This window comes from Corticimicrobacter populi (genome assembly GCF_003123725.1).
Classification (GTDB): Bacteria; Pseudomonadota; Gammaproteobacteria; order Burkholderiales; family Burkholderiaceae_B; genus Corticimicrobacter; species Corticimicrobacter populi.
Window position 1 is genome coordinate 411,438 of record NZ_QETA01000001.1, and the last position, 18,417, is coordinate 429,854.

The 18,417-nt window shown below is 62.3% G+C and carries 18 protein-coding genes; 5 read left to right on the forward strand and 13 right to left on the reverse strand.

What is annotated here, in order from left to right; translation table 11 throughout:
• Nucleotides 1-7: 7 nt before the first annotated feature.
• Both DD235_RS01885 and prfB read right to left on the reverse strand, forming a co-directional pair.
• Entirely contained in the window at nt 8-817 is an 810-nt protein-coding gene (locus tag DD235_RS01885) for an SDR family oxidoreductase (RefSeq protein ID WP_109060354.1), read from the reverse strand.
• A gap of 1 nt (nt 818) precedes the next feature.
• A protein-coding gene (prfB, locus tag DD235_RS01890; protein WP_109060355.1) for a peptide chain release factor 2 occupies nt 819-1,923 on the reverse strand; the annotation gives its coding sequence in 2 pieces (ribosomal slippage) (nt 819-1,841 and nt 1,843-1,923; 1,104 coding nt in all).
• Nucleotides 1,924-2,064: 141 nt separating this feature from the next.
• On the opposite strand from prfB, the gene DD235_RS01895 reads away from it, so the two are divergent.
• Entirely contained in the window at nt 2,065-3,009 is a 945-nt protein-coding gene (locus tag DD235_RS01895; protein WP_109060356.1) for an alpha/beta fold hydrolase, read from the forward strand.
• On the opposite strand, the gene ybeY is transcribed toward DD235_RS01895, so the two are convergent.
• From ybeY to queA, 8 genes are all read right to left on the reverse strand, one after another.
• Nucleotides 2,997-3,521 carry an rRNA maturation RNase YbeY gene (gene ybeY, locus DD235_RS01900; protein ID WP_109060357.1) on the reverse strand — a complete coding sequence of 175 codons (525 nt, stop codon included), beginning with the start codon at nt 3,519-3,521 and terminating at the stop codon, nt 2,997-2,999. The two genes, DD235_RS01895 and ybeY, sit on opposite strands and share 13 nt — an antisense overlap.
• Nucleotides 3,514-4,590 carry a PhoH family protein gene (locus DD235_RS01905; RefSeq protein ID WP_109060358.1) on the reverse strand — a complete coding sequence of 359 codons (1,077 nt, stop codon included), beginning with the start codon at nt 4,588-4,590 and terminating at the stop codon, nt 3,514-3,516. The genes ybeY and DD235_RS01905 overlap by 8 nt, the downstream gene beginning before the upstream one ends.
• Nucleotides 4,587-6,041, reverse strand: coding sequence for a tRNA (N6-isopentenyl adenosine(37)-C2)-methylthiotransferase MiaB (miaB, locus tag DD235_RS01910; protein WP_109060359.1), 1,455 nt, complete (start codon nt 6,039-6,041; stop codon nt 4,587-4,589). Before miaB ends, DD235_RS01905 begins: the two co-directional genes overlap by 4 nt.
• A gap of 163 nt (nt 6,042-6,204) precedes the next feature.
• On the reverse strand, nt 6,205-7,146 hold the full coding sequence (secF, locus tag DD235_RS01915) for a protein translocase subunit SecF (protein WP_109060360.1): 942 nt from the start codon (nt 7,144-7,146) through the stop codon (nt 6,205-6,207).
• Nucleotides 7,147-7,185: 39 nt separating this feature from the next.
• Nucleotides 7,186-9,051, reverse strand: a complete 1,866-nt coding sequence (gene secD / locus DD235_RS01920) for a protein translocase subunit SecD (RefSeq protein WP_109060361.1) — start codon at nt 9,049-9,051, stop codon at nt 7,186-7,188.
• A gap of 12 nt (nt 9,052-9,063) precedes the next feature.
• A complete protein-coding gene (yajC, locus tag DD235_RS01925) occupies nt 9,064-9,408 on the reverse strand; it encodes a preprotein translocase subunit YajC (RefSeq protein ID WP_109060362.1) in 345 nt (114 codons plus the stop codon).
• Nucleotides 9,409-9,455: 47 nt separating this feature from the next.
• Entirely contained in the window at nt 9,456-10,589 is a 1,134-nt protein-coding gene (gene tgt, locus DD235_RS01930) for a tRNA guanosine(34) transglycosylase Tgt (RefSeq protein WP_109060363.1), read from the reverse strand.
• Between the two features lie 52 nt (nt 10,590-10,641).
• Nucleotides 10,642-11,757, reverse strand: coding sequence for a tRNA preQ1(34) S-adenosylmethionine ribosyltransferase-isomerase QueA (gene queA / locus DD235_RS01935; protein ID WP_109060364.1), 1,116 nt, complete (start codon nt 11,755-11,757; stop codon nt 10,642-10,644).
• Nucleotides 11,758-11,790: 33 nt separating this feature from the next.
• Here queA and dacB point away from each other — a divergent pair, with 33 nt between their 5' ends.
• Nucleotides 11,791-13,239: a D-alanyl-D-alanine carboxypeptidase/D-alanyl-D-alanine endopeptidase gene (gene dacB / locus DD235_RS01940; RefSeq protein ID WP_109060967.1), complete on the forward strand. Its 1,449-nt coding sequence runs from the start codon at nt 11,791-11,793 to the stop codon at nt 13,237-13,239.
• Nucleotides 13,240-13,248: 9 nt separating this feature from the next.
• Here the strand turns inward: dacB and DD235_RS01945 are convergent, their stop codons facing one another.
• Nucleotides 13,249-14,040 (reverse strand): CPBP family intramembrane glutamic endopeptidase, encoded by a 792-nt coding sequence (locus DD235_RS01945; protein ID WP_109060968.1) that lies wholly within the window; start codon nt 14,038-14,040, stop codon nt 13,249-13,251.
• Between the two features lie 31 nt (nt 14,041-14,071).
• Nucleotides 14,072-15,505 carry a siroheme synthase CysG gene (gene cysG / locus DD235_RS01950; RefSeq protein ID WP_109060365.1) on the reverse strand — a complete coding sequence of 478 codons (1,434 nt, stop codon included), beginning with the start codon at nt 15,503-15,505 and terminating at the stop codon, nt 14,072-14,074.
• 182 nt (nt 15,506-15,687) lie between these two features.
• Between cysG and DD235_RS01955 the strand changes: the two genes are divergently transcribed.
• From DD235_RS01955 to DD235_RS01965, 3 genes are read left to right on the forward strand one after another with little or no spacing between them, the layout of a single operon-like run.
• Nucleotides 15,688-16,011 (forward strand): ElaB/YgaM/YqjD family protein, encoded by a 324-nt coding sequence (locus tag DD235_RS01955; RefSeq protein WP_109060366.1) that lies wholly within the window; start codon nt 15,688-15,690, stop codon nt 16,009-16,011.
• A 1-nt stretch (nt 16,012) separates the two neighbouring features.
• On the forward strand, nt 16,013-16,420 hold the full coding sequence (locus tag DD235_RS01960; RefSeq protein WP_109060367.1) for a phage holin family protein: 408 nt from the start codon (nt 16,013-16,015) through the stop codon (nt 16,418-16,420).
• Nucleotides 16,413-16,742 carry a hypothetical protein gene (locus tag DD235_RS01965; protein WP_109060368.1) on the forward strand — a complete coding sequence of 110 codons (330 nt, stop codon included), beginning with the start codon at nt 16,413-16,415 and terminating at the stop codon, nt 16,740-16,742. Before DD235_RS01960 ends, DD235_RS01965 begins: the two co-directional genes overlap by 8 nt.
• 47 nt (nt 16,743-16,789) lie before the next feature.
• Here DD235_RS01965 and DD235_RS01970 read toward each other — a convergent pair whose 3' ends face one another.
• On the reverse strand, nt 16,790-18,334 hold the full coding sequence (locus DD235_RS01970) for a UbiD family decarboxylase (protein WP_109060369.1): 1,545 nt from the start codon (nt 18,332-18,334) through the stop codon (nt 16,790-16,792).
• Nucleotides 18,335-18,417: the final 83 nt, after the last annotated feature.

The window sequence follows — 18,417 nt, forward strand, 5'->3', positions numbered from 1 at the left end:
GTGCGGCTCAGTCGTAGTTGCGGATGTCGTCGATCTCGGTCTGGCCGAAGTCGGCACGTGCCAGGTAAATCAGGATGCGCTCGGCGACATGTTCAGGGGCACTGAGCTGGCCATCGGTGTGTAATGCCTGGAACCGTGCCAGCGCGGGAAATGCTGCCGGGTCAGCCGCACGGATCTCACCCTGCATGCCGGTATCGACCACGCCCGGTGCCAGGGCTACGACGCGCGCGCCCTGGGCACCCAATGTGGCCTGCTCCTGCTTGAGGACGCGGGTATACATGTCGAGCGCTGCCTTGGTGGTGCAGTAGGTGGCCCAGCCTGCCATGGGGTTGCGTCCGGCACCCGATGAAATATTGAGTACACGGCGATCCTGGCTGCGTCCGGCGCTGGCTTGCAGGAAGGCGGCTGTCAGCGCCATGGGCGCGACGATATTGAGCTGCATGGCCTGGCTGGCCTGATGGATCGCTTCTGCCTGCAAGGCCTCGACCGGTACGATGGGAGCGACGGTGCCGGCATTGTTGATCAGCAGCATCCGCTCGGCCTTCCTCGGCAAGGCAGCGATCATTTCATTGCAGAGCCGCTGGAGCTGCACGGGATCGGAGAGGTCGCCGGTCAATTGGTGCAACCGGGCACCTGTGCTGCGGGCCTGCCCGGCCAGGGCCGGGTTGTCTTGGCGGGCCAGGGCGATGACACAGGCATCCGGCCCCAGCAACTGGTGCGCCAGGGCTGCGCCCAGGCCACGTGATGTGCCCGTGACCACGGCCAGCGTGGTGCAACGTTGGCCGGAGACCGTGGGTGCCGTGTCGGTCTGGCTCATCTCAGACACCCTGCTTGAGGCTGGCCTGGATGAAGGGATCGAGATCGCCGTCCAGGACTTTCTGGGTATTGGAAATTTCGACGTTGGTACGCAGATCCTTGATGCGGCTCTGGTCGAGCACGTAGGAACGGATCTGGTGGCCCCAGCCCACATCGGTCTTGCTGTCTTCCAGTTTCTGCTGCTCGGCCATGCGGTTGCGCATTTCCTGCTCGTACAGGCGGGATTTCAGCATCTGCATGGCTTCGGCGCGGTTGCGGTGCTGAGAACGGTCGTTCTGGCACTGCACCACGATGCCGCTGGGCATGTGCGTGATCCGGACGGCCGAATCGGTCTTGTTGATGTGCTGGCCACCCGCACCGCTGGCGCGGTAGGTATCGATGCGCAGGTCGGCCGGATTGATCTCGATTTCAAACGAATCGTCGATCTCGGGATAGACGAAGACGCTGGCAAAGGATGTGTGGCGTCCGCCAGACGAGTCGAACGGACTCTTGCGTACCAGGCGATGCACGCCGGTTTCGGTACGCAGGAAGCCGAAGGCATGGTCGCCCTCGATCTTGATCGTGGCCGACTTGATCCCGGCGATATCGCCTTCCGATTCTTCCAGTATCTGCGCTGCGAAACCCTTGCGCTCGGCGTACTTGAGGTACTGGCGCAGCAGCATGGAGGCCCAGTCCTGAGCCTCGGTGCCGCCAGCGCCGGCCTGGATGTCCAGGAAGCAGTTGAGTGGATCGGCCGGGTTATTGAACATGCGGCGGAATTCCAGCCCCTCGAGCAGCTCTCGGTAGCCCTCGGCATCCTGCTCGATGGCTTCGAGCGTGGCGTCATCGCTGTCGGCCTTGGCCATTTCGAACAACTCGAGGCTGTCGGCAATGCCCTGCCCAAGGGTGGTCAGGGTCAGCACGATGTCTTCGAGGGCCTTTTTCTCGCGTCCCAGATCCTGAGCGTGCTTGGGATCATTCCAGACGTTGGGGTCCTCGAGTTCGGCGTTGACTACATCCAGGCGTTCAGACTTGGCATCGTAGTCAAAGATACCTCCGAAGAATGCCCGCCCGCTCGGCGTAGTCGTTGAGGCGGGATTCGATCTGGTTCTGGCGTTCTGCTTCCATCAAAATTATCCTGTGGTGCGCGATCCCGATACATGTTGCAACGGATCACGCTAATATTGTGCGAATGGGATTCGAATCCGATTTTAACGCTTCGGGTGGGCGGCATGCCCGCACGATGGCGTATCTACAGGGAGTCCACTCATGTCCGACACGACCGAACCCCGACTGCAGGCGGTTCTGTGTTCCAGCCCAGGCGGGCTGCATCGCATGGCCTACTGGGAGTGGGGTGCGCCCGATAATGACCGTGTCCTGCTGTGCGCGCACGGCCTGACACGTACCGGTCGGGATTTCGATACCCTGGCTCGCCGCCTGGCGCGGCGCTACCGCGTGGTGTGCCCCGATGTGGTCGGGCGCGGACGCTCGGACTGGCTGGCGAACACATCATTTTATACGGTTCCGCAATATGTTGGCGATATGCTGACTTTGCTGGCCCGTATCCAGCCGCGCGAGCTCCATTGGGTAGGGACTTCCATGGGGGGGCTGATCGGCCTGGGGCTGGCGGGCGCGCGTGCCTCGCAGGCCCGGTTGATACGACCAGAGCCCAACGGGGCATGGTCGCCCATGCCTGCTGAACTGGGGCAGCTGCGTTTTGCCAGCATGACGCTCAACGACGTCGGGCCGCATCTGGAGGCCGGTGCCCTGGCCCGGATCACCGAATACCTGGCTCAGCCACTGGTGTTTCCTGCCTTTGAGCTAGCCGTGGCGTATGTTCGTCAGGTGTCGGCATCGTTCGGGCCGCACAGCGAGACACAGTGGCAGGAGCTGACGCGTCATGTGTTCGTGCAGACGGCTGCCGGCTGGGTCAAGCACTACGATCCGGGCATTGCGCTGGCCGTCAATCTCGATGGGGCCGCGCTGGCCATGGGCGAGCAGATCCTGTGGCAGGCATATGCATCGCTCGAATGTCCGGTGCTGATTTGTCGTGGCAACGAGTCGGATCTGTTCGCACGGCGCACGGCCTATGAAATGCTGGAACGGCACGATCGAGCGCAACTGGCAGAATTCGAAGGCGTGGGCCATGCGCCTACCTTCATGCAGGCAGAACAACTGGCCGTGCTGGAGGATTTCCTGGCTCAGGCGGTATAGGGATCGGCGATGCCCATACCCGCCAGGATGCGGGTTTCGATGGCTTCCATGGCCTCGGCCTCATCGGGCTCGATGTGATCAAAGCCCAGCGCATGCAGCACACCGTGTATGGTCAGGTGTGCTGCATGGTGCTGCCACGGTTTGCCCTGTTCGACTGCTTCGCGATCCAGCACCGGTACGCACAGCACGATATCGCCAGCCGCGACGCCATCCGGATCGATGCCGTACTCGAAGGTGAGTACATTGGTCGCGTAGTCACGTTCACGGTAGTCGCGGTTCAGGGACTGGCCTTCCTCGGCATCGACCAGTCGCAGGGTCAGCACGACTTCATTGGCCGGCAGCAGGTCGTGGCGATGCAGGTCGCGCAGGGCTGCCTCGGCCCAGCGGCGCAGTTTCCAGCGTGGCAGGCGTGTCTCAGGCATGCCGTATTGCACGGAAAAGTGCAGGGCCGGTGCGGTCTCGGCAACCTGTGCCGTATTGCGGGCACTTGCCGAAGGATGGCGCTCAGTCATGGCGATGTCTGCCTTCGTGCCGGTTGTCGCGCGGTGTCTGTTGCTCAGCTTGATCGTAGGCGTCGACGATGCGCGCCACCAGCGGATGACGTACCACATCCTGACTGGTGAAGGTCGTGGTAGCGATCCCCTGTACATTGGCCAGCACCCGGGCTGCGTGCGTCAGGCCGCTTTGCTGGCCCTTGGGCAGATCGATTTGCGAGGGGTCGCCGGTAATGACGGCCTTGCTGCCGAAGCCGATCCGGGTCAGGAACATCTTCATCTGTTCCGGTGTGGTGTTCTGGGCTTCGTCCAGGATCACGAAGGCATGGTTGAGCGTGCGGCCACGCATGTAGGCCAGCGGTGCGATTTCGATGGTCTGTTTCTCAAACAATCGCTGCACCTTTTCGATGCCCATCAGGTCGTACAGGGCATCGTAGAGCGGGCGCAGATAGGGGTCGACCTTCTGTGCCAGATCGCCTGGCAGGAAACCCAGCCGTTCGCCTGCCTCGACGGCGGGCCGGGTCAGGATCAGCCGGTGTACGCTTTCACGCTCCAGCGCGTCGATGGCGCAGGCCACGGCCAGCCATGTCTTGCCCGTGCCGGCAGGCCCTACGCCAAAGGTGATGTCGTGATCCAGGATGTTCTGCAGATATTCGCGCTGGCGGGGTGTGCGGGGCCGCAGATCGCTCTTGCGGGTACGCAGCACGATAGGACTGTCCATGGCTATGCCGCTGCTGGCTGTGTCAGGCGTGGTGATATTGTCTGCGGGCTCAGGGATGCTGTCCTGCGGTCGTCCAGCGCCCATTTCGACCAGCCCCAACTGGATGTCGTCGACCGACAGGGGGCCGTGCCCGGCACGTTCGTGAAAGACGCGTACGGCCTGGCCGGCCTGCGCGGCACGTTCGCCATCGAGTGTGATGCGGCTGCCGCGCCGGCTCAGGCGCACGCCCCAGCCGTCAGCCAGCTGGCGCAGGTTTTCATCGAGCGGACCACAGAGATTGGACAACTGTTCGTTGTCGCCATCGAGCAGGATCACGACGGGCAGACGGGAGCCGCCGGCATGGCGAGAGGATGAGGATGTATTCATGCGCGATCTTCCTCCAGGCGGACACGTCCGCGCAGGGTGTTGGTGGTGACGGCGGTAATGTCGATATCGACCATCTGGCCGATCAGGCGCTGCGGTGCAGGAAAATTGACCGAGCGGTTGTTTTCGGTCTTGCCGGTCAGCTCGTTCGGATCGCGACGCGACGGCCCTTCGACGAGTACGCGCTGTACGCTGCCGACCATGGACTGGCTGATGCCCAGGGCATACTCATTGATATGGGCCTGCAGTCGTTGCAGCCGCTTGAGCTTGACGTCCTGTGGGGTGTCATCGAGCAGGTCTGCTGCCGGCGTACCGGGGCGGCGCGAATAGACAAACGAGAATGACTGGTCGAAGCCGACATCTTCGATCAGTTTCATGGTCTTCTCGAAATCATCCTCGGTTTCTCCCGGAAAACCCACGATGAAGTCGGACGATAGCGACAGATCAGGGCGCACGGCACGCAGCTTGCGGACGATGGACTTGAATTCGAGCGTGGTGTAGCCGCGCTTCATGGCGGCCAGGATACGATCACTGCCGGCTTGCACAGGCAGGTGCAGGAATGACACCAGCTTGGGCAGTTTGCCGTAGGCAGCGATCAGCCGGGGCGTCATTTCCTTGGGATGGGACGTGGTGTAGCGAATCCGCTCCAGTCCGGGAATTTCGTGCAAGTATTCGAGCAGCATGGCGAAATCGGCGATTTCGCCGCTGTCGCCCATGCTGCCGCGATAGGCGTTGACGTTCTGCCCCAGCAGCGTGACTTCGCGCACGCCCTGGTCTGCCAGGTCGGCAACCTCCAGCAGCACGTCATCGAACGGACGCGACACTTCAGCCCCGCGCGTATAGGGCACCACACAGAAGCTGCAATACTTGCTGCAACCTTCCATGATCGAGACGAATGCCGACGGCCCCTCGACACGCGGAGGCGGCATGGCATCGAATTTTTCGATTTCGGGAAAGCTGATGTCTACCTGCGAGCGCCCCTGCTCACGGCGGCGCGCGATCAGTTCGGGCAAGCGGTGCAGCGTCTGGGGGCCGAATACCACGTCGACATAGGGTGCCCGCTTGACGATGGCCTCGCCTTCCTGGCTGGCGACACAGCCGCCCACGCCGATGATCAGCTCCGGGTTCTTGCGTTTCAGGTCGCGCACGCGGCCCAGATCGGAGAAGACTTTCTCCTGGGCTTTTTCACGCACCGAACAGGTATTGAACAGGATGATATCGGCCTCTTCCGGCGTCTGTGTCAGCTCCAGACCCTGATCGGCATGCAGGACATCGGCCATCTTGTCCGAGTCGTACTCGTTCATCTGACAGCCGAAGGTGCGGATGTAGAGCTTGCGGGTCGGTCGTGGCGAGCCGTCTGAGGGTTCTGGGACAGCCAGTGCCGACAGCGCATCGGTCTGGGTGGGAACGGGGGCGGGCGCAATGCCTGCGCGGCGGAGGGCAGTTTCTTTCATGGCGGTGCCGTAGCGGGTGAATATCCCGGGGGCGGGGATGGTGTGGTTCAAAAAATTGCCGGACGTATCCCGCAAGGTGAGGCGTCCGGTGGGTGAACGAAAAGGCCGGAGGCTGTTCGTCCAGGGCTGCGCAAAAAAGCTCGGCGCAGCCTTGTTCAGTTCATTAGTTCATCAGTTCAGCAGCAGGGTCTTCGTCTTTCTTGACCGGCTTGACCAGATCCTCGCGCTTGACGCCCAGCCACATGGCAATGGCGGCGGCGACGAAGACCGAGGAGTAGATGCCGAACCAGATGCCGATGGTCAGGGCCATGGCGAAGTAATGCAGCGTCGGGCCGCCGAAGAAGAAAATCGACAGCACCACCATCTGGGTCGAGCCGTGGGTGATGATGGTACGCGAGATGGTTTGGGTGATCGAACTGTCGATCACTTCGGCGACTTCCATCTTGCGCTGCTTGCGGAAATTTTCACGGATCCGGTCCATGATGACCACGGACTCGTTGACCGAGTAACCCAGTACGGCCAGCACGCCAGCGAGCACGGCCAGCGAGAATTCCCACTGGAAGAAGGCGAAGAAGCCCAGGATGATGACCACGTCGTGCAGGTTGGCAACCACACCGGCCACGGCGAATTTCCATTCGAAACGGAAGCCGAGGTAGATCATGATGCCGACAGCGACGAACAGCAGGGCAAGCAGGCCGTTGTAGACCAGTTCCTGGCCGACCTGGGGGCCGACGAATTCGACGCGGCGCAACTCGACGCCGTTGTCGACCGTGCGCAGGGCTTCCATGACCTTTTCGCTCTGGGTGGCGGTGGTCTGGCCTTCGCCCAGCGGCAGGCGGATCATGACGTCACGCGAGGTGCCGAAGTTCTGCACCTGAAAATCGGTGTAGCCCAGGCTGGATACCGCCGAACGTACCTGGTCAAGCTGGGCCGTCTGGGGGTAGTTGACCTCCATGATCGTGCCGCCGGTGAATTCAATCGACAGATTGAAGCCACGCAGCACGATGAAAACCACGGCGGCGACAAAGGTAATCAGGCTGATCAGGTTCAGGATCAGCGCATGACGCATGAACGGGATGGTGCGATGTATGCGAAACAGTTCCATGGTATTGGCTCGTAATGTGTTCGGGCGGCAGGGCCGGCGTCAGTCCTTGGGCTTCCAGACTTGGCCGATCGAGAGCTTCTGCAGCTTCTTGCGACTGCCGTACCAGAGATTGACGAGTGCGCGCACGGCAACGATGGCCGAGAACATCGAGGTCAGCACACCCAGCACGTGCACGACGGCAAACCCGCGTACCGGACCCGAACCGAATGCCAGCAGCGCAACACCGACGATCAGGGTCGTGAGATTGGAGTCGAGAATCGTGCCCCAGGCCCGTTCGAAGCCGAGATTGATTGCTTGCTGTGGGGACGCTCCGCCGCGCAGCTCCTCGCGGATGCGTTCGTTGATCAGTACGTTGGCGTCAATGGCCATGCCCAGCGTCAGGGCCAGTGCGGCAATGCCTGGCAGTGTCAGCGTCGCCTGCAGCAGTGACAGCAGTGCCAGCAGCAACAGGACGTTGAGTGCCAGTCCAAGGGTCGAGAAGATCCCGAACAGTGCGTAGTAAACGATCAGAAAGACAGAGATGGCAATGAAGCCGTACAGCGTGGCATTGAAGCCCTGAGCAATGTTATCGGCACCCAGGCTCGGGCCGATGGTGCGCTCCTCGATGATCTCCATCGGCGCTGCCAGCGAACCGGCACGCAGCAGCAGGGCCACGTCGGCGGCTTCCTCGGCGGTCATGCTGCCGGAAATCTGCACGCGACCACCTGGGATTTCACCGCGGATGACCGGGGCGGTCACGACTTCGCCCTTGCCCTTTTCGAACAGCAGAATGGCCATGCGCTTGTTGACGTTGTCTCGGGTCACGTCGCGGAAAATGCGCGAACCGTTGGCGTCGAGCGTCAGGTGCACGGCGGCCTGCTGGGTCTGGGAATCGCGGCCTGGCTGGGCATCCTGCAGGTTTTCACCCGTCAGGATGATCTGGCGGCGCACCAGCAGCGGACGGCCATCGCGGTCATCATAGCGCTCCAGTCCGAAGGGCACGCGGCCCGAGGCCAGTGCGCTCTGGGCGCTGGGGCTGTCATCGACCAGGCGGATTTCGAGGGTGGCGGTGCGACCGAGGATTTCCTTGGCGCGGGCCACGTCCTGCACGCCAGGCAACTGGACCACGATGCGGTCGGCTCCCTGTTGCTGGATCACGGGCTCGGACACGCCCAGTTCGTTGATCCGGTTGTGCAGGGTGGTGATGTTCTGGCGCAGGGCATTGTCCTGGGTGGCCCGCAGGGTGGCTGGTGTCAGGACGCCGCGCAACTGCGGGCTGCTGCCATCGATTTCAGTGAATTGCAGGTCGGCGAGGTCTGTACGCAGCTTGGTCAGGCCGAGGTCACGAGCCTCGGTGGAAGGAAAGGTGGCGACAATGCTGTCACCGGCGCGCTCGACGCCGTTCACTTCGATGCGGGCATCGCGCAGGATGGTACGGGCATCGGTGGACAGGCGCTCATAGCGCTTGAGCATGGCGTCCTGCATGTCGACCTGCAGCAAGAAGTGCACACCGCCGCGCAGATCCAGGCCCAGATACATGGGGTGGGCACCGATGGCGCTCAGCCATGCGGGCGAGGCCGACAGCAGGTTCAGCGCCACGGTATAGGAAGGATCGGACGGATTCGGATTGAGGGTGCGTTCGATCAGGTCACGCGCCTGCAATTGCAGGTCGGTATTGGCAAAACGGACGCGGACGGTGCCCACGGGGCCGTTTTGCTCAAATTGTCCGCCGGTATGTTCGATACCGGCTTGATCCAGCGTGGCAAGCACGCGTTCGAGCATGGCGCTGTCGACGCGGACGACGCTTTTTGCGCTCGACACCTGCACGGCGGGCGATTCACCGTACAGATTGGGGAGGGTGTAGAGCAGACCGATGACAACCGCCACAACGACGGTGAGATATTTCCAGAGCGGGTAGCGGTTCATCGTGGTATGACCTTACAGCGTTTTGATGGTTCCCTTGGGCAGCAGCGTGCCGACTGCACTCTTCTGGACCAGGATTTCGACGGGCTTGTCGGTGTGCTCGGCGATATCGATGGTCAGGTAGGCGTCGCCCACCTTGGTGATCTTGCCGACGATGCCGCCGGCGGTGACGACTTCGTCACCCTTGGTCAGGGCTTCGATCATGTTGCGCTGTTCTTTCTGGCGCTTCATCTGCGGGCGGATCATCAGGAAGTAGAGGATCACGAACATCAGGATGATCGGCAGCATGCCGATCAGCGCGTTGCCTTCGGCCGGGGCGGCCTGGGCCAGAACCAGGCCGAGAGTATCGGGAGTAATCATGTGTGCTCCTTGGTTGTGAAATTTTGATAACCGGTAATTGTAGCGGTTCAGACGCCGCGTGCGCGGTCGGCCGCAAATTGTTTGCGCCACGCCTCGAATGTGCCGGCCGAGATGGCTTCGCGCATTTCCCGCATGATGGTCAGGTAGAAGTGCAGGTTGTGCAGCGTGTTGAGCCGCGCCCCGGTGATTTCGTTGGCGCGTTGCAGATGGTGCAGGTAGGCTCGGCTGAAATGGCTGCAGGTATGGCAACTGCAGCTTTCATCCAGTGGCTGGGTGTCGTCGCGATAGCGGGCATTGCGAATCTTGACGTCACCGAAGCGGGTGAACAGCCAGCCATTGCGGGCGTTGCGGCTGGGCATCACGCAGTCGAACATGTCGACACCGCTGGCTACACCATCGACCAGATCTTCCGGCGTGCCTACGCCCATCAGGTAGCGTGGACGGTCGGCCGGCAGGCGTGGTGTGGTGTGCGCGAGGATGCGCAGCATGTCTTCCTTGGGTTCGCCCACCGACAGGCCGCCGATGGCGTAGCCGTGGAAACCGATGTCGGTCAGGCCGGCCAGAGACTCATCGCGCAGTGTTTCGTACATGCCACCCTGGACAATCCCGAACAGGGCATTGGGATTCTCCAGGCGGTCGAATTCGTCGCGCGAACGGCGGGCCCAGCGCAGCGACATGCGCATCGACTGGGCTGCTTCGTCGAGCGTGGCGGGGCGATCCTTGATCTTGTAGGGGGTGCATTCGTCGAACACCATGGCAATGTCCGAGTTCAGCGAACGCTGGATGCGCATGGATTCTTCAGGCGTCAGGAACAGCCGGGCACCATCGATGGGCGAGGCAAAACGGACACCTTCTTCCGTAATCTTGCGCATCCCCTGCAGGCTGAAGACCTGGAAGCCGCCCGAGTCGGTCAGCAGGGGCTTGTTCCATTGCATGAATCCATGCAGCCCGCCGTGCTTGTCCATGACTTCCGTGCCGGGACGTAGCCAGAGGTGAAAGGTGTTGCCCAGTACGATCTGGGCACCGATCTCGTGCAGTTCGTGCGGCAGCATGGCCTTGACGCTGCCATAGGTGCCGACAGGCATGAAAATAGGCGTCTCGACCACGCCGTGGTTGAGCGTCATGCGGCCGCGGCGGGCCTTGCCATCAGTGGCTTCTAGGGTAAAGTTCAGTCCGGTCATGTGGCGTATCGTGAGTTGTGTTCCAGAGCGGAATCGTGTGGCAGCGTGGCGGTCAGGCGCTTGCGGGCGGTTCGATGAACATGGCGTCACCATAGCTGAAAAAGCGGTAGCGCTCGGCAACGGCGTGCGCATAGGCACGGCGGATCGGTTCCATGCCGGCCAGGGCCGAAACCAGCATCAGCAAGGTAGATTGTGGCAGGTGAAAGTTGGTGATCAGGGCATCGACGGCGCGAAAGCGATAGCCCGGCGTGATGAACAGCCGGGTATCGCCCTGTCGGGTCGGGCCGACGGTATCCTCTTCTGCCTGGGCGGCTGCTGCTTCCAGCGCTCGCACGCTGGTGGTGCCGACGGCGATGACGCGTCCGCCTGCCGCACGGGTGCGGGCGCATTGCGCCAGCACTTCGGTTGGGACGACGAAACGTTCGGCATGCATGATATGATCGCGCAGGTTGTCGACACGGACCGGCTGGAAAGTCCCGGCACCGACGTGCAGCGTCACGAATGCCCGGGCAATGCCCTGGTCGTCGAGCTGGGCCAGCATGGCTTCGTCGAAGTGCAGTCCGGCTGTCGGTGCGGCGACGGCACCGGGCTGTGCGGCATAGACGGTCTGGTAGCGCTGGTCATCGACCTCATCGGCTGCATGCGTGATGTAGGGCGGCAAGGGCAAGGCACCATGCTGCTCAAGCAACGTCAGGGGATCGTCCGGAAACTGCAGCTCGAAGAGCTCTCCCTGGCGGCCGATGACTTCGGCATCGAATGCCTCGGCAAGATGTAACGACATGCCGGGGCCCGGTGATTTGCTGGCGCGGACATGACACAATGCGCGGAACCCGTCGAGAATGCGCTCGACCAGTACTTCGACCTTGCCGCCCGAGGCCTTGTGGCCGTGCAGGCGGGCCTTGATCACACGCGTATTGTTGAATACCAGCAGATCGCCGCTGCGCAGCAGATTGGGCAGGTCGACGAATTGCCGGTCATGCAGCCGGCTTTCTGCATCCAGGTGCAGAAGGCGGCTGCCGCGACGGCTGGTCGCGGGGGTCTGGGCGATCAGCTCGGCGGGCAGATCGTAGTTAAAATCCGAAAGTTGGAAATCGGCGGTCACGTGACTGGCTGAGTGCGGGTTGAATGTGGGATCTGCGCCTGCAATTGCAGCGCGGAAAGGCAGCATTATCGCAAAACCGGACGGAAGCGGTGGATGGGTATGTATCGTAAGGCTAGCAGGTCCGGCGCAGTCCGGTCGTTTCGTGCGCTGGCGGCAGGCGCGCTGTTCTGCATGGCGACGGCTGGCGCGTGGGCGCAGGCATTGCCTGACAGTGTCAATCAGGCCTGGGCCAAGTCGGGGTTGCCGGAAGCGGCCCGGTCGCTGTATGTCCAGGAAGTCGGCCAGCCGCCATTGTGGCAGATCAGCGCCGACGTGCCCCGCAATCCGGCGTCGGTCATGAAGCTGGTCACGACCTGGGCGGCGCTGTCCGAACTTGGGCCCAGCTATACCTGGCGCACCGAGATGCTGGCCGATCCGGGAGCCTTGCCAGATGCCCAGGGGCGTCTCAATGGCCCCCTCTACATCCGGGCCAGTGGCGATCCCATGTTGCGTTTCCAGGACTTCTGGAACCTGTTGCGCGAATTGCGCCTGCGCGGTATCAAGCAGCTGGGTGACATCGTCGTGGATCGTAGTGTGTTTGGTGCCGTCTCGATTGATCCAGGTGCGTTCGACGGTTCCGCTGATCGTGCCTACAACGCCAGTCCGGATGCATTCATGGTGGGCTTTGGTGCTACCCGGCTGCTGTTCCTGCCGGACCCGGTGGCACGCAAGTGGACCCCGGTCATGGATCCACCGCTCAATGGCGTGCGTTTCGAGGGCGAGGTCACCTGGAGTGATGCGCGTTGTCCCGGTGCGCCGGTGGTGTCCACCACTCCGGTCATTACGCCTGATGGTGTTCGCATCCGGCTGGCCGGCACGGTGGCGGGCTCCTGCGGTGAATTCAGTTTCTATCGCCTGGCGCAATCCCAGCCGGAACAGACAGAACAGGTGCTGCGTTATCTCTGGCGTGAACTGGGGGGGGAGTTGCGTGGCCGGATTCGCAACGGTACGGTGCCGGTCGATGCGGTGCCGCTGGCTGCACACGAATCTCCGCCACTGATTGAGGCCATCAGCCTGATCAACAAGTTCAGCAATAATGTGGCGGCGCGCAATCTGCTGCTGACGCTGGGGGCCGAGTCCGGGCAGCGACCCGCTCAGGTCGCGACGGCAGCTCAGACCGCTGCCAATACCCTGGCACGGCAAGGTATCGATGTCGCTGGTCTCAATATCGATAATGGCGCGGGCCTGTCGCGTCGGGCCAGTGTCTCGGCCTCCACGCTGGGACACATGCTGGAAGCAGCCTGGCTGTCGCCGCGCATGCCGGAATATGTGTCGTCAATGGCAATTCTGGGACTGGACGGAACGGTTCGCCGACGGCTGCGGGATCGCGATACACAGGGCATGGCGCATCTCAAGACGGGCTCATTGCGTGATGTCCGCGCCATTGCTGGCTACGTGACCAGTGCCAGCGGCAAGCGCTATATCGTGGTCAGCATGATCAATCACGACAATGCCATCGCCGGCCGCGCGTATGAAGACTCACTGATCGACTGGCTGATCAGGCAGTAATGATCAGCCTCAGCGTACCAGCATGGGGTAGCTGAACAGCCCGTAGTGTGCCAGGTTGACGATAAAGTGCACTGCCACGCTGGCAGCCAGTCCGCCACGTCGATAGGCGATGCCATAGCCCAGTCCTGCCACGCCGGCCAGCAGTATCCAGGGCCAGCCGCCCGGGGCATGTGCCAGGCCGAACAGCAGTGCAGAGGCAGGCAGGGCGCAGCGAGCGGCGATGCCACCCTGGCGGGTCAATCCACCCTGCACATAGCCCCTGAACAGGGCTTCTTCGGTCAGGCAGGTCAGCAGTAGGTTGCTGGCAATCCAGAGTGCCGCGGCGGGCCCTAGTCCCGGTGCCCACGCGATCCAGCCTGCACCCCATGCCAGCCCCAGGCACACGGCAAGGGTGGCGAGGGCGATAGCAGGGACTGATGCGGCAGCCTGTCGCAATGCGTATGGGCCGACAATCCACGGACATGCCAGCAGCAGCCAGAGACCGATCAGGGGTTTGTCGAGGTTGAGATACAGCGAGTAAGGGACGGTATCGGGCGCATTGCGGACATGCTGCAATATGGCGGCATTGCCGAAGCCGGGCAGCAGGTGCAGGGCCAGGCCAGCGGTCATGACAATGAACAGAAGATGCCCTGTGATCTGCAGGTCCTGCCTACTGCTCTTGTGAACGGCCACGGCGGCGATCAGTAGCAGTCCAAGCCAGGGCAGGGCGAGCGCATCAAGGTGTCCGAAGGACAGTGCCAGGCCATAGCCCGCCAGTCCCATGCCCAACAGCAGGTGCCAGGTGCTTATGCCCCTGCGCATTGTCAGATAGTCCACAGAATGTGCGGCCGGCTCAGGCTTGCGCCGGCGGGTGTGCAGCAGGTACGGTCGCAGTGTCCAGCAACTGCCCATACCAGTGCAGTTCTTCACCCAGTTGTGCGACATCGCCAACGATCAGCAGCGCGGGGGCGGCAATATTGTGCTGGCGGGCCAACACCGGCATGGTATCCAGCGTGCCAATCAGCGTGCGCTGGTGAGGCATGCTGCCCTGCTCGATCAGGGCGCAGGGCGTGCTTGCATCGTGTCCATGATCTTGCAGCCTGCTGCGGATCAGGTCGAGCTGGCTGACACCCATGTAGAACACCAGCGTCTGGCTGGAGCGTGACAGGGCGGCCCAGTCGGGTTCGGCAGCGCTGCCCTTGGTGTGTGCGGTGATCAGATGCACCGACTGTGCATGTTCGCGGTGTGTCAGCGGAATCCCGCTGTAGGCTGCACAGGCCAGCGCAGCCGTGATGCCTGGAATGACACAGTAAGGTACGCCATGGGCCTTGAGGTGTTGCAATTCTTCGCCGCCACGGCCGAAAATGAAGGCATCGCCACCTTTCAGGCGGACGACGTGCAGCCCCTGTTGGGCATACTCGATCATCTGTTCGTGGATATGCAATTGAGTCTGCCGGTGATTTTGGCCTGGATGCTTGCCGACATCGATGCGGTGCGCATCACGCCGTGCCATGGCCAGGATATCGGGGCTGACCAGCCGGTCATACAGAATCACGTCTGCTTCATTCAGTGCACGCAGCGCCTTGAGTGTGAGCAACCCCGGGTCGCCGGGGCCTGCACCCACCAGGCTGACTTTGCCTTTGGGGGCAAATGCATCGGGTTCTGCCAGCGCTTGCCGCAATGCTGCCTCGGCAGCTTCCGGGCGCGACTGGCGCACCAGATTGGCGATGGGGCTGTCGAGCAGCCAACTGTAGAAGGTCCGGCGCGGTCCCAGTTGCGGATAGGCCTGACGGATGGCGTTGCGGTGGCGTTGCAGCAGCTGGGCCAGCGTACCGAGAGAATGATCGAACAGCGTTTCGATCTGTTCTCGCAATCGGCGTGCCAGCATCGGGGCAATACCGGCCGAGGAAATGGCGATCTGTACGGGTGATCGGTCAATCACGGCGGGAACCTGAAAGCCGGACAGGCCGGCATTGTCCACGACATTGACCCATATCCGGCGGGCCTCACCGAGCGCGGCGATGCGCTGGTTCAGTTCGCCGTCGTCGGTGGCGGCAATCACCAGCCAGGCATCATCCAGCCAGTCGGCTGCGAAGGAGCCATCAAGATGTCGTATCCGCCCCTCGTCACGCCATGCTGTCAGCACGGGGGTCAGGTCTGGAGCACCCACCGATAGTCTGGCACCGGCTGAAAGCAGCATCTCTGCCTTGCGTTCGGCCACTTCGCCGCCACCGACCACCAGAACGGCCCGGTCTTTCAGATCTAGGAAAACGGGATACAGATTCATGCTGGTGGTATGGCTGGAAAAGGCAGAGGCGAAAAGTCCGAGATTATGTCATCTGGCTTGTGAGTTCAGGACTTTTTATTTCTTTTCGAAATATGCTTAACCTTTATATGCTGGAAGTGGACATTTTGGCCTGGCCTGCTATGATGAAATCTTCTCATTGGCACAATCCACAGGAGATAAGCATGGCTACTCGCAAGACTGCAACCGAAACCACGGATCCCAAGGACACCCTGATCGAAAGCGTGCGTACCAGCCTCGACGAGGCCGAAAAGCTCCTGAAAGAGGCAGCTTCCAGCACCGGAGACAAGGCCTCTGAGCTGCGCGAAAAGGCGCTCAATTCTCTCAAGAGCACGCGCCTCACGCTGCAGGATGCCCAGGAAGAAGTGCTGGCCCGCGGCCGCAAGGCGGTGCGCGCCACCGACGAATATGTGCACGACAAACCCTGGCAGGCCATTGGTGCAGCAGCCGTCGCAGGCTTCCTGCTCGGACTGCTGACGCGCCGCTGACATGAGCCTGCGCCGTCAACTGGGCATGATTGCGGCCAGCTTGGCCGCCATGCTCCGCACGCGGCTCGAACTCTTCGGGCTGGAACTGGCCGAAGTGCGCGGGCGGCTTTTCCAGGCCATAGGTCTGGCGTTCGCCGCAGCCATTTTCCTGACGCTGGCCTTGCTGGTGTTCTCGTTGTTGGTGGCCGTCTGGTTCTGGGCGACAGAGTATCGCTATCTTGCCCTGGGCCTGCTGGCACTGTTCTATGCTGTGCTGGGAGGCTGGCTGCTGCTGTCCGCAAGACGCCAGCTCGATGCCATTTCCCAGCCGTTTGCCGCTACTATCCAGGAACTGGGCCGCGATGCCGATGCCCTGGGGGCAGCGGTCAGCGCGCACGTACCGCCAGCAGGGGGATATCGGGATGAGTAAAGGGCGCTTCGTGCAACTGGCCACGCGCAAGGCCTGGCTGCAGACCCAGGCCGCGATCGAGCGGGCTGAACTGCTGCAGCATGCCGCCGGCGCGCGGCGTGCCCTACAGCCGGCCTCATGGTTGCGGCAGATCGTGCCCTCGCTGGCACTCAATGGCAATTCGCTGCTGGTCGTGTGGCGCCTGCTGCGTCGCTACCCGATGCTGGCTTCGGCAGGCCCTGCCTGGCTGCTGTCGGGTGGCAGCCGTTTCGGCAAGCTGCTCAAGCTGGGCGCAGGTGCCCTGGTGGGATGGCGTTTGCTGCGCCGCAATCGCAACGATTGAAGGCAAAATGCATCCGCTCGACTGAGTGGATGCATTTTTTTCGCTGACTACAATCCCAGACGGGACCAGATCGCATCGACACGCTGCTTGACGGCAGGGTCCATCACGATGGGCTGGCCCCATTCGCGCTGGGTTTCACCCGGCCACTTGTTGGTGGCATCCATGCCCATCTTGCCGCCCAGGCCAGAGACAGGCGAGGCAAAATCCAGGTAATCGATGGGCGTGTTCTCGACCAGTACCGTATCGCGTACCGGATCCATGCGGGTGGTCATGGCCCAGATCACATCTTTCCAGTTGCGCGGATCGATGTCTTCGTCTACTACCACGATGAACTTGGTATACATGAACTGGCGCAGGATGCTCCAGATGCCGAACATGACGCGCTTGGCGTGGCCGGCGTACTGTTTCTTGATCGATACCACCGCCAAACGGTAGCTGCAGCCTTCGGGCGGCAGGTAGAAGTCGACGATTTCCGGCAACTGGCGGCGCAGCAGCGGCACGAACACTTCATTGAAGGCCAGGCCCAGAATGGCGGGCTCGTCGAGCGGTTTGCCCGTGTAGGTGGAATGGTAGAACGGCTGGCGGCGCATGGTGATACGCTCGACCGTGAAGACCGGGAACCAGTCCTGCTCATTGTAGTAGCCGGTATGGTCGCCGTAAGGACCTTCGAGGGCCATTTCGTAGCCATTATCGGGCGGCGGATTGACGCCTTCCGGCACCTCGTGCGTGATGGCGCGCGGGTCGGAGCTGGGCAGGATATGGCCTTCCAGGATGATCTCGGCAGTGGCCGGAACCGACAGGTCGCTGCCCAGTGCCTCTGCGACCATGGTGCGGGCACCGCGCAACAGGCCTGCGAACTGGTATTCGGACAGGCTGTCGGGCACCGGCGTGACGGCCCCCAGCGTGGTGGCGGGGTCGGCCCCCAGCGCGACGGCTACCGGAAAGGGCTGGCCGGGGTTGGCCCGTGCATGGTCCCGAAAATCGAGCGCACCGCCACGATGCGACAGCCAGCGCATGATCAGCTTGTTGCGGCCGATGGGCTGCTGGCGGTAGATGCCCAGGTTCTGGCGGCGGGCATTGGGGCCGCGCGTGATGACCAGTCCCCAGGTCAGCAGCGGTGCAACGTCGCCAGGCCAGCAGGTCTGGATCGGTAGCTGGTTGAGGTCCACATCCTGGGCCTCAATCACGATATCCTGGCAATCTGGGTTGCGTACCGTTTTGGGACTCATGTCCCAGAGTGCCGACTTGAGCATCGACAGTTTGCCGAGCGCGTCGCGCAGGCCCTTGGGCGGTTCGGGCTCCTTGAGCGAGGCCAGCAGTTCGCCGATGTCGCGCAGGGCGGCGACGTCTTCTGCTCCCATGCCGCGAGCGACACGTTTGGCCGTGCCGAAAAGATTGGTCAGTACCGGCATGTGTGCCGGACGGCCCTGGTGCAGGACCTGTTCGAACAGCAGTGCCGGGCCGCCGGCCTGCAGTACGCGGTCGCTGATCTCGGTGATTTCGAGATGGGACGAGACGGGCTCGGCAATCCGCTTCAGTTCTCCATCCTGTTCGAGTTGGAGGATGAAGTCTCGTAGATCGCGGTAATTCACGGGGGATTCCTGCAAAGGTGTTACAGTATGGCGCGCTATTGGCGCGGGAGGGGCCTGTTCAATCGCCAAGGTTAACACCGACC

Excerpts from the sequence above, each read along its gene's own strand:
- DD235_RS01895 (WP_109060356.1), top strand. The coding sequence starts at position 2,065 with ATGTCCGACACGACCGAACCCCGACTGCAGGCGGTTCTGTGTTCCAGC.
- tgt (WP_109060363.1), bottom strand. The coding sequence starts at position 10,589 with ATGACCGGACTGAACTTTACCCTAGAAGCCACTGATGGCAAGGCCCGC.
- cysG (WP_109060365.1), bottom strand. The coding sequence starts at position 15,505 with ATGAATCTGTATCCCGTTTTCCTAGATCTGAAAGACCGGGCCGTTCTG.
- DD235_RS01965 (WP_109060368.1), top strand. The coding sequence starts at position 16,413 with ATGAGTAAAGGGCGCTTCGTGCAACTGGCCACGCGCAAGGCCTGGCTG.
- DD235_RS01955 (WP_109060366.1), top strand. The coding sequence starts at position 15,688 with ATGGCTACTCGCAAGACTGCAACCGAAACCACGGATCCCAAGGACACC.
- DD235_RS01960 (WP_109060367.1), top strand. The coding sequence starts at position 16,013 with ATGAGCCTGCGCCGTCAACTGGGCATGATTGCGGCCAGCTTGGCCGCC.
- DD235_RS01905 (WP_109060358.1), bottom strand. The coding sequence starts at position 4,590 with ATGAATACATCCTCATCCTCTCGCCATGCCGGCGGCTCCCGTCTGCCC.
- secF (WP_109060360.1), bottom strand. The coding sequence starts at position 7,146 with ATGGAACTGTTTCGCATACATCGCACCATCCCGTTCATGCGTCATGCG.
- miaB (WP_109060359.1), bottom strand. The coding sequence starts at position 6,041 with ATGAAAGAAACTGCCCTCCGCCGCGCAGGCATTGCGCCCGCCCCCGTT.
- DD235_RS01885 (WP_109060354.1), bottom strand. The coding sequence starts at position 817 with ATGAGCCAGACCGACACGGCACCCACGGTCTCCGGCCAACGTTGCACC.
- dacB (WP_109060967.1), top strand. The coding sequence starts at position 11,791 with ATGTATCGTAAGGCTAGCAGGTCCGGCGCAGTCCGGTCGTTTCGTGCG.
- ybeY (WP_109060357.1), bottom strand. The coding sequence starts at position 3,521 with ATGACTGAGCGCCATCCTTCGGCAAGTGCCCGCAATACGGCACAGGTT.
- yajC (WP_109060362.1), bottom strand. The coding sequence starts at position 9,408 with ATGATTACTCCCGATACTCTCGGCCTGGTTCTGGCCCAGGCCGCCCCG.
- secD (WP_109060361.1), bottom strand. The coding sequence starts at position 9,051 with ATGAACCGCTACCCGCTCTGGAAATATCTCACCGTCGTTGTGGCGGTT.
- queA (WP_109060364.1), bottom strand. The coding sequence starts at position 11,757 with ATGCTGCCTTTCCGCGCTGCAATTGCAGGCGCAGATCCCACATTCAAC.
- DD235_RS01945 (WP_109060968.1), bottom strand. The coding sequence starts at position 14,040 with ATGCGCAGGGGCATAAGCACCTGGCACCTGCTGTTGGGCATGGGACTG.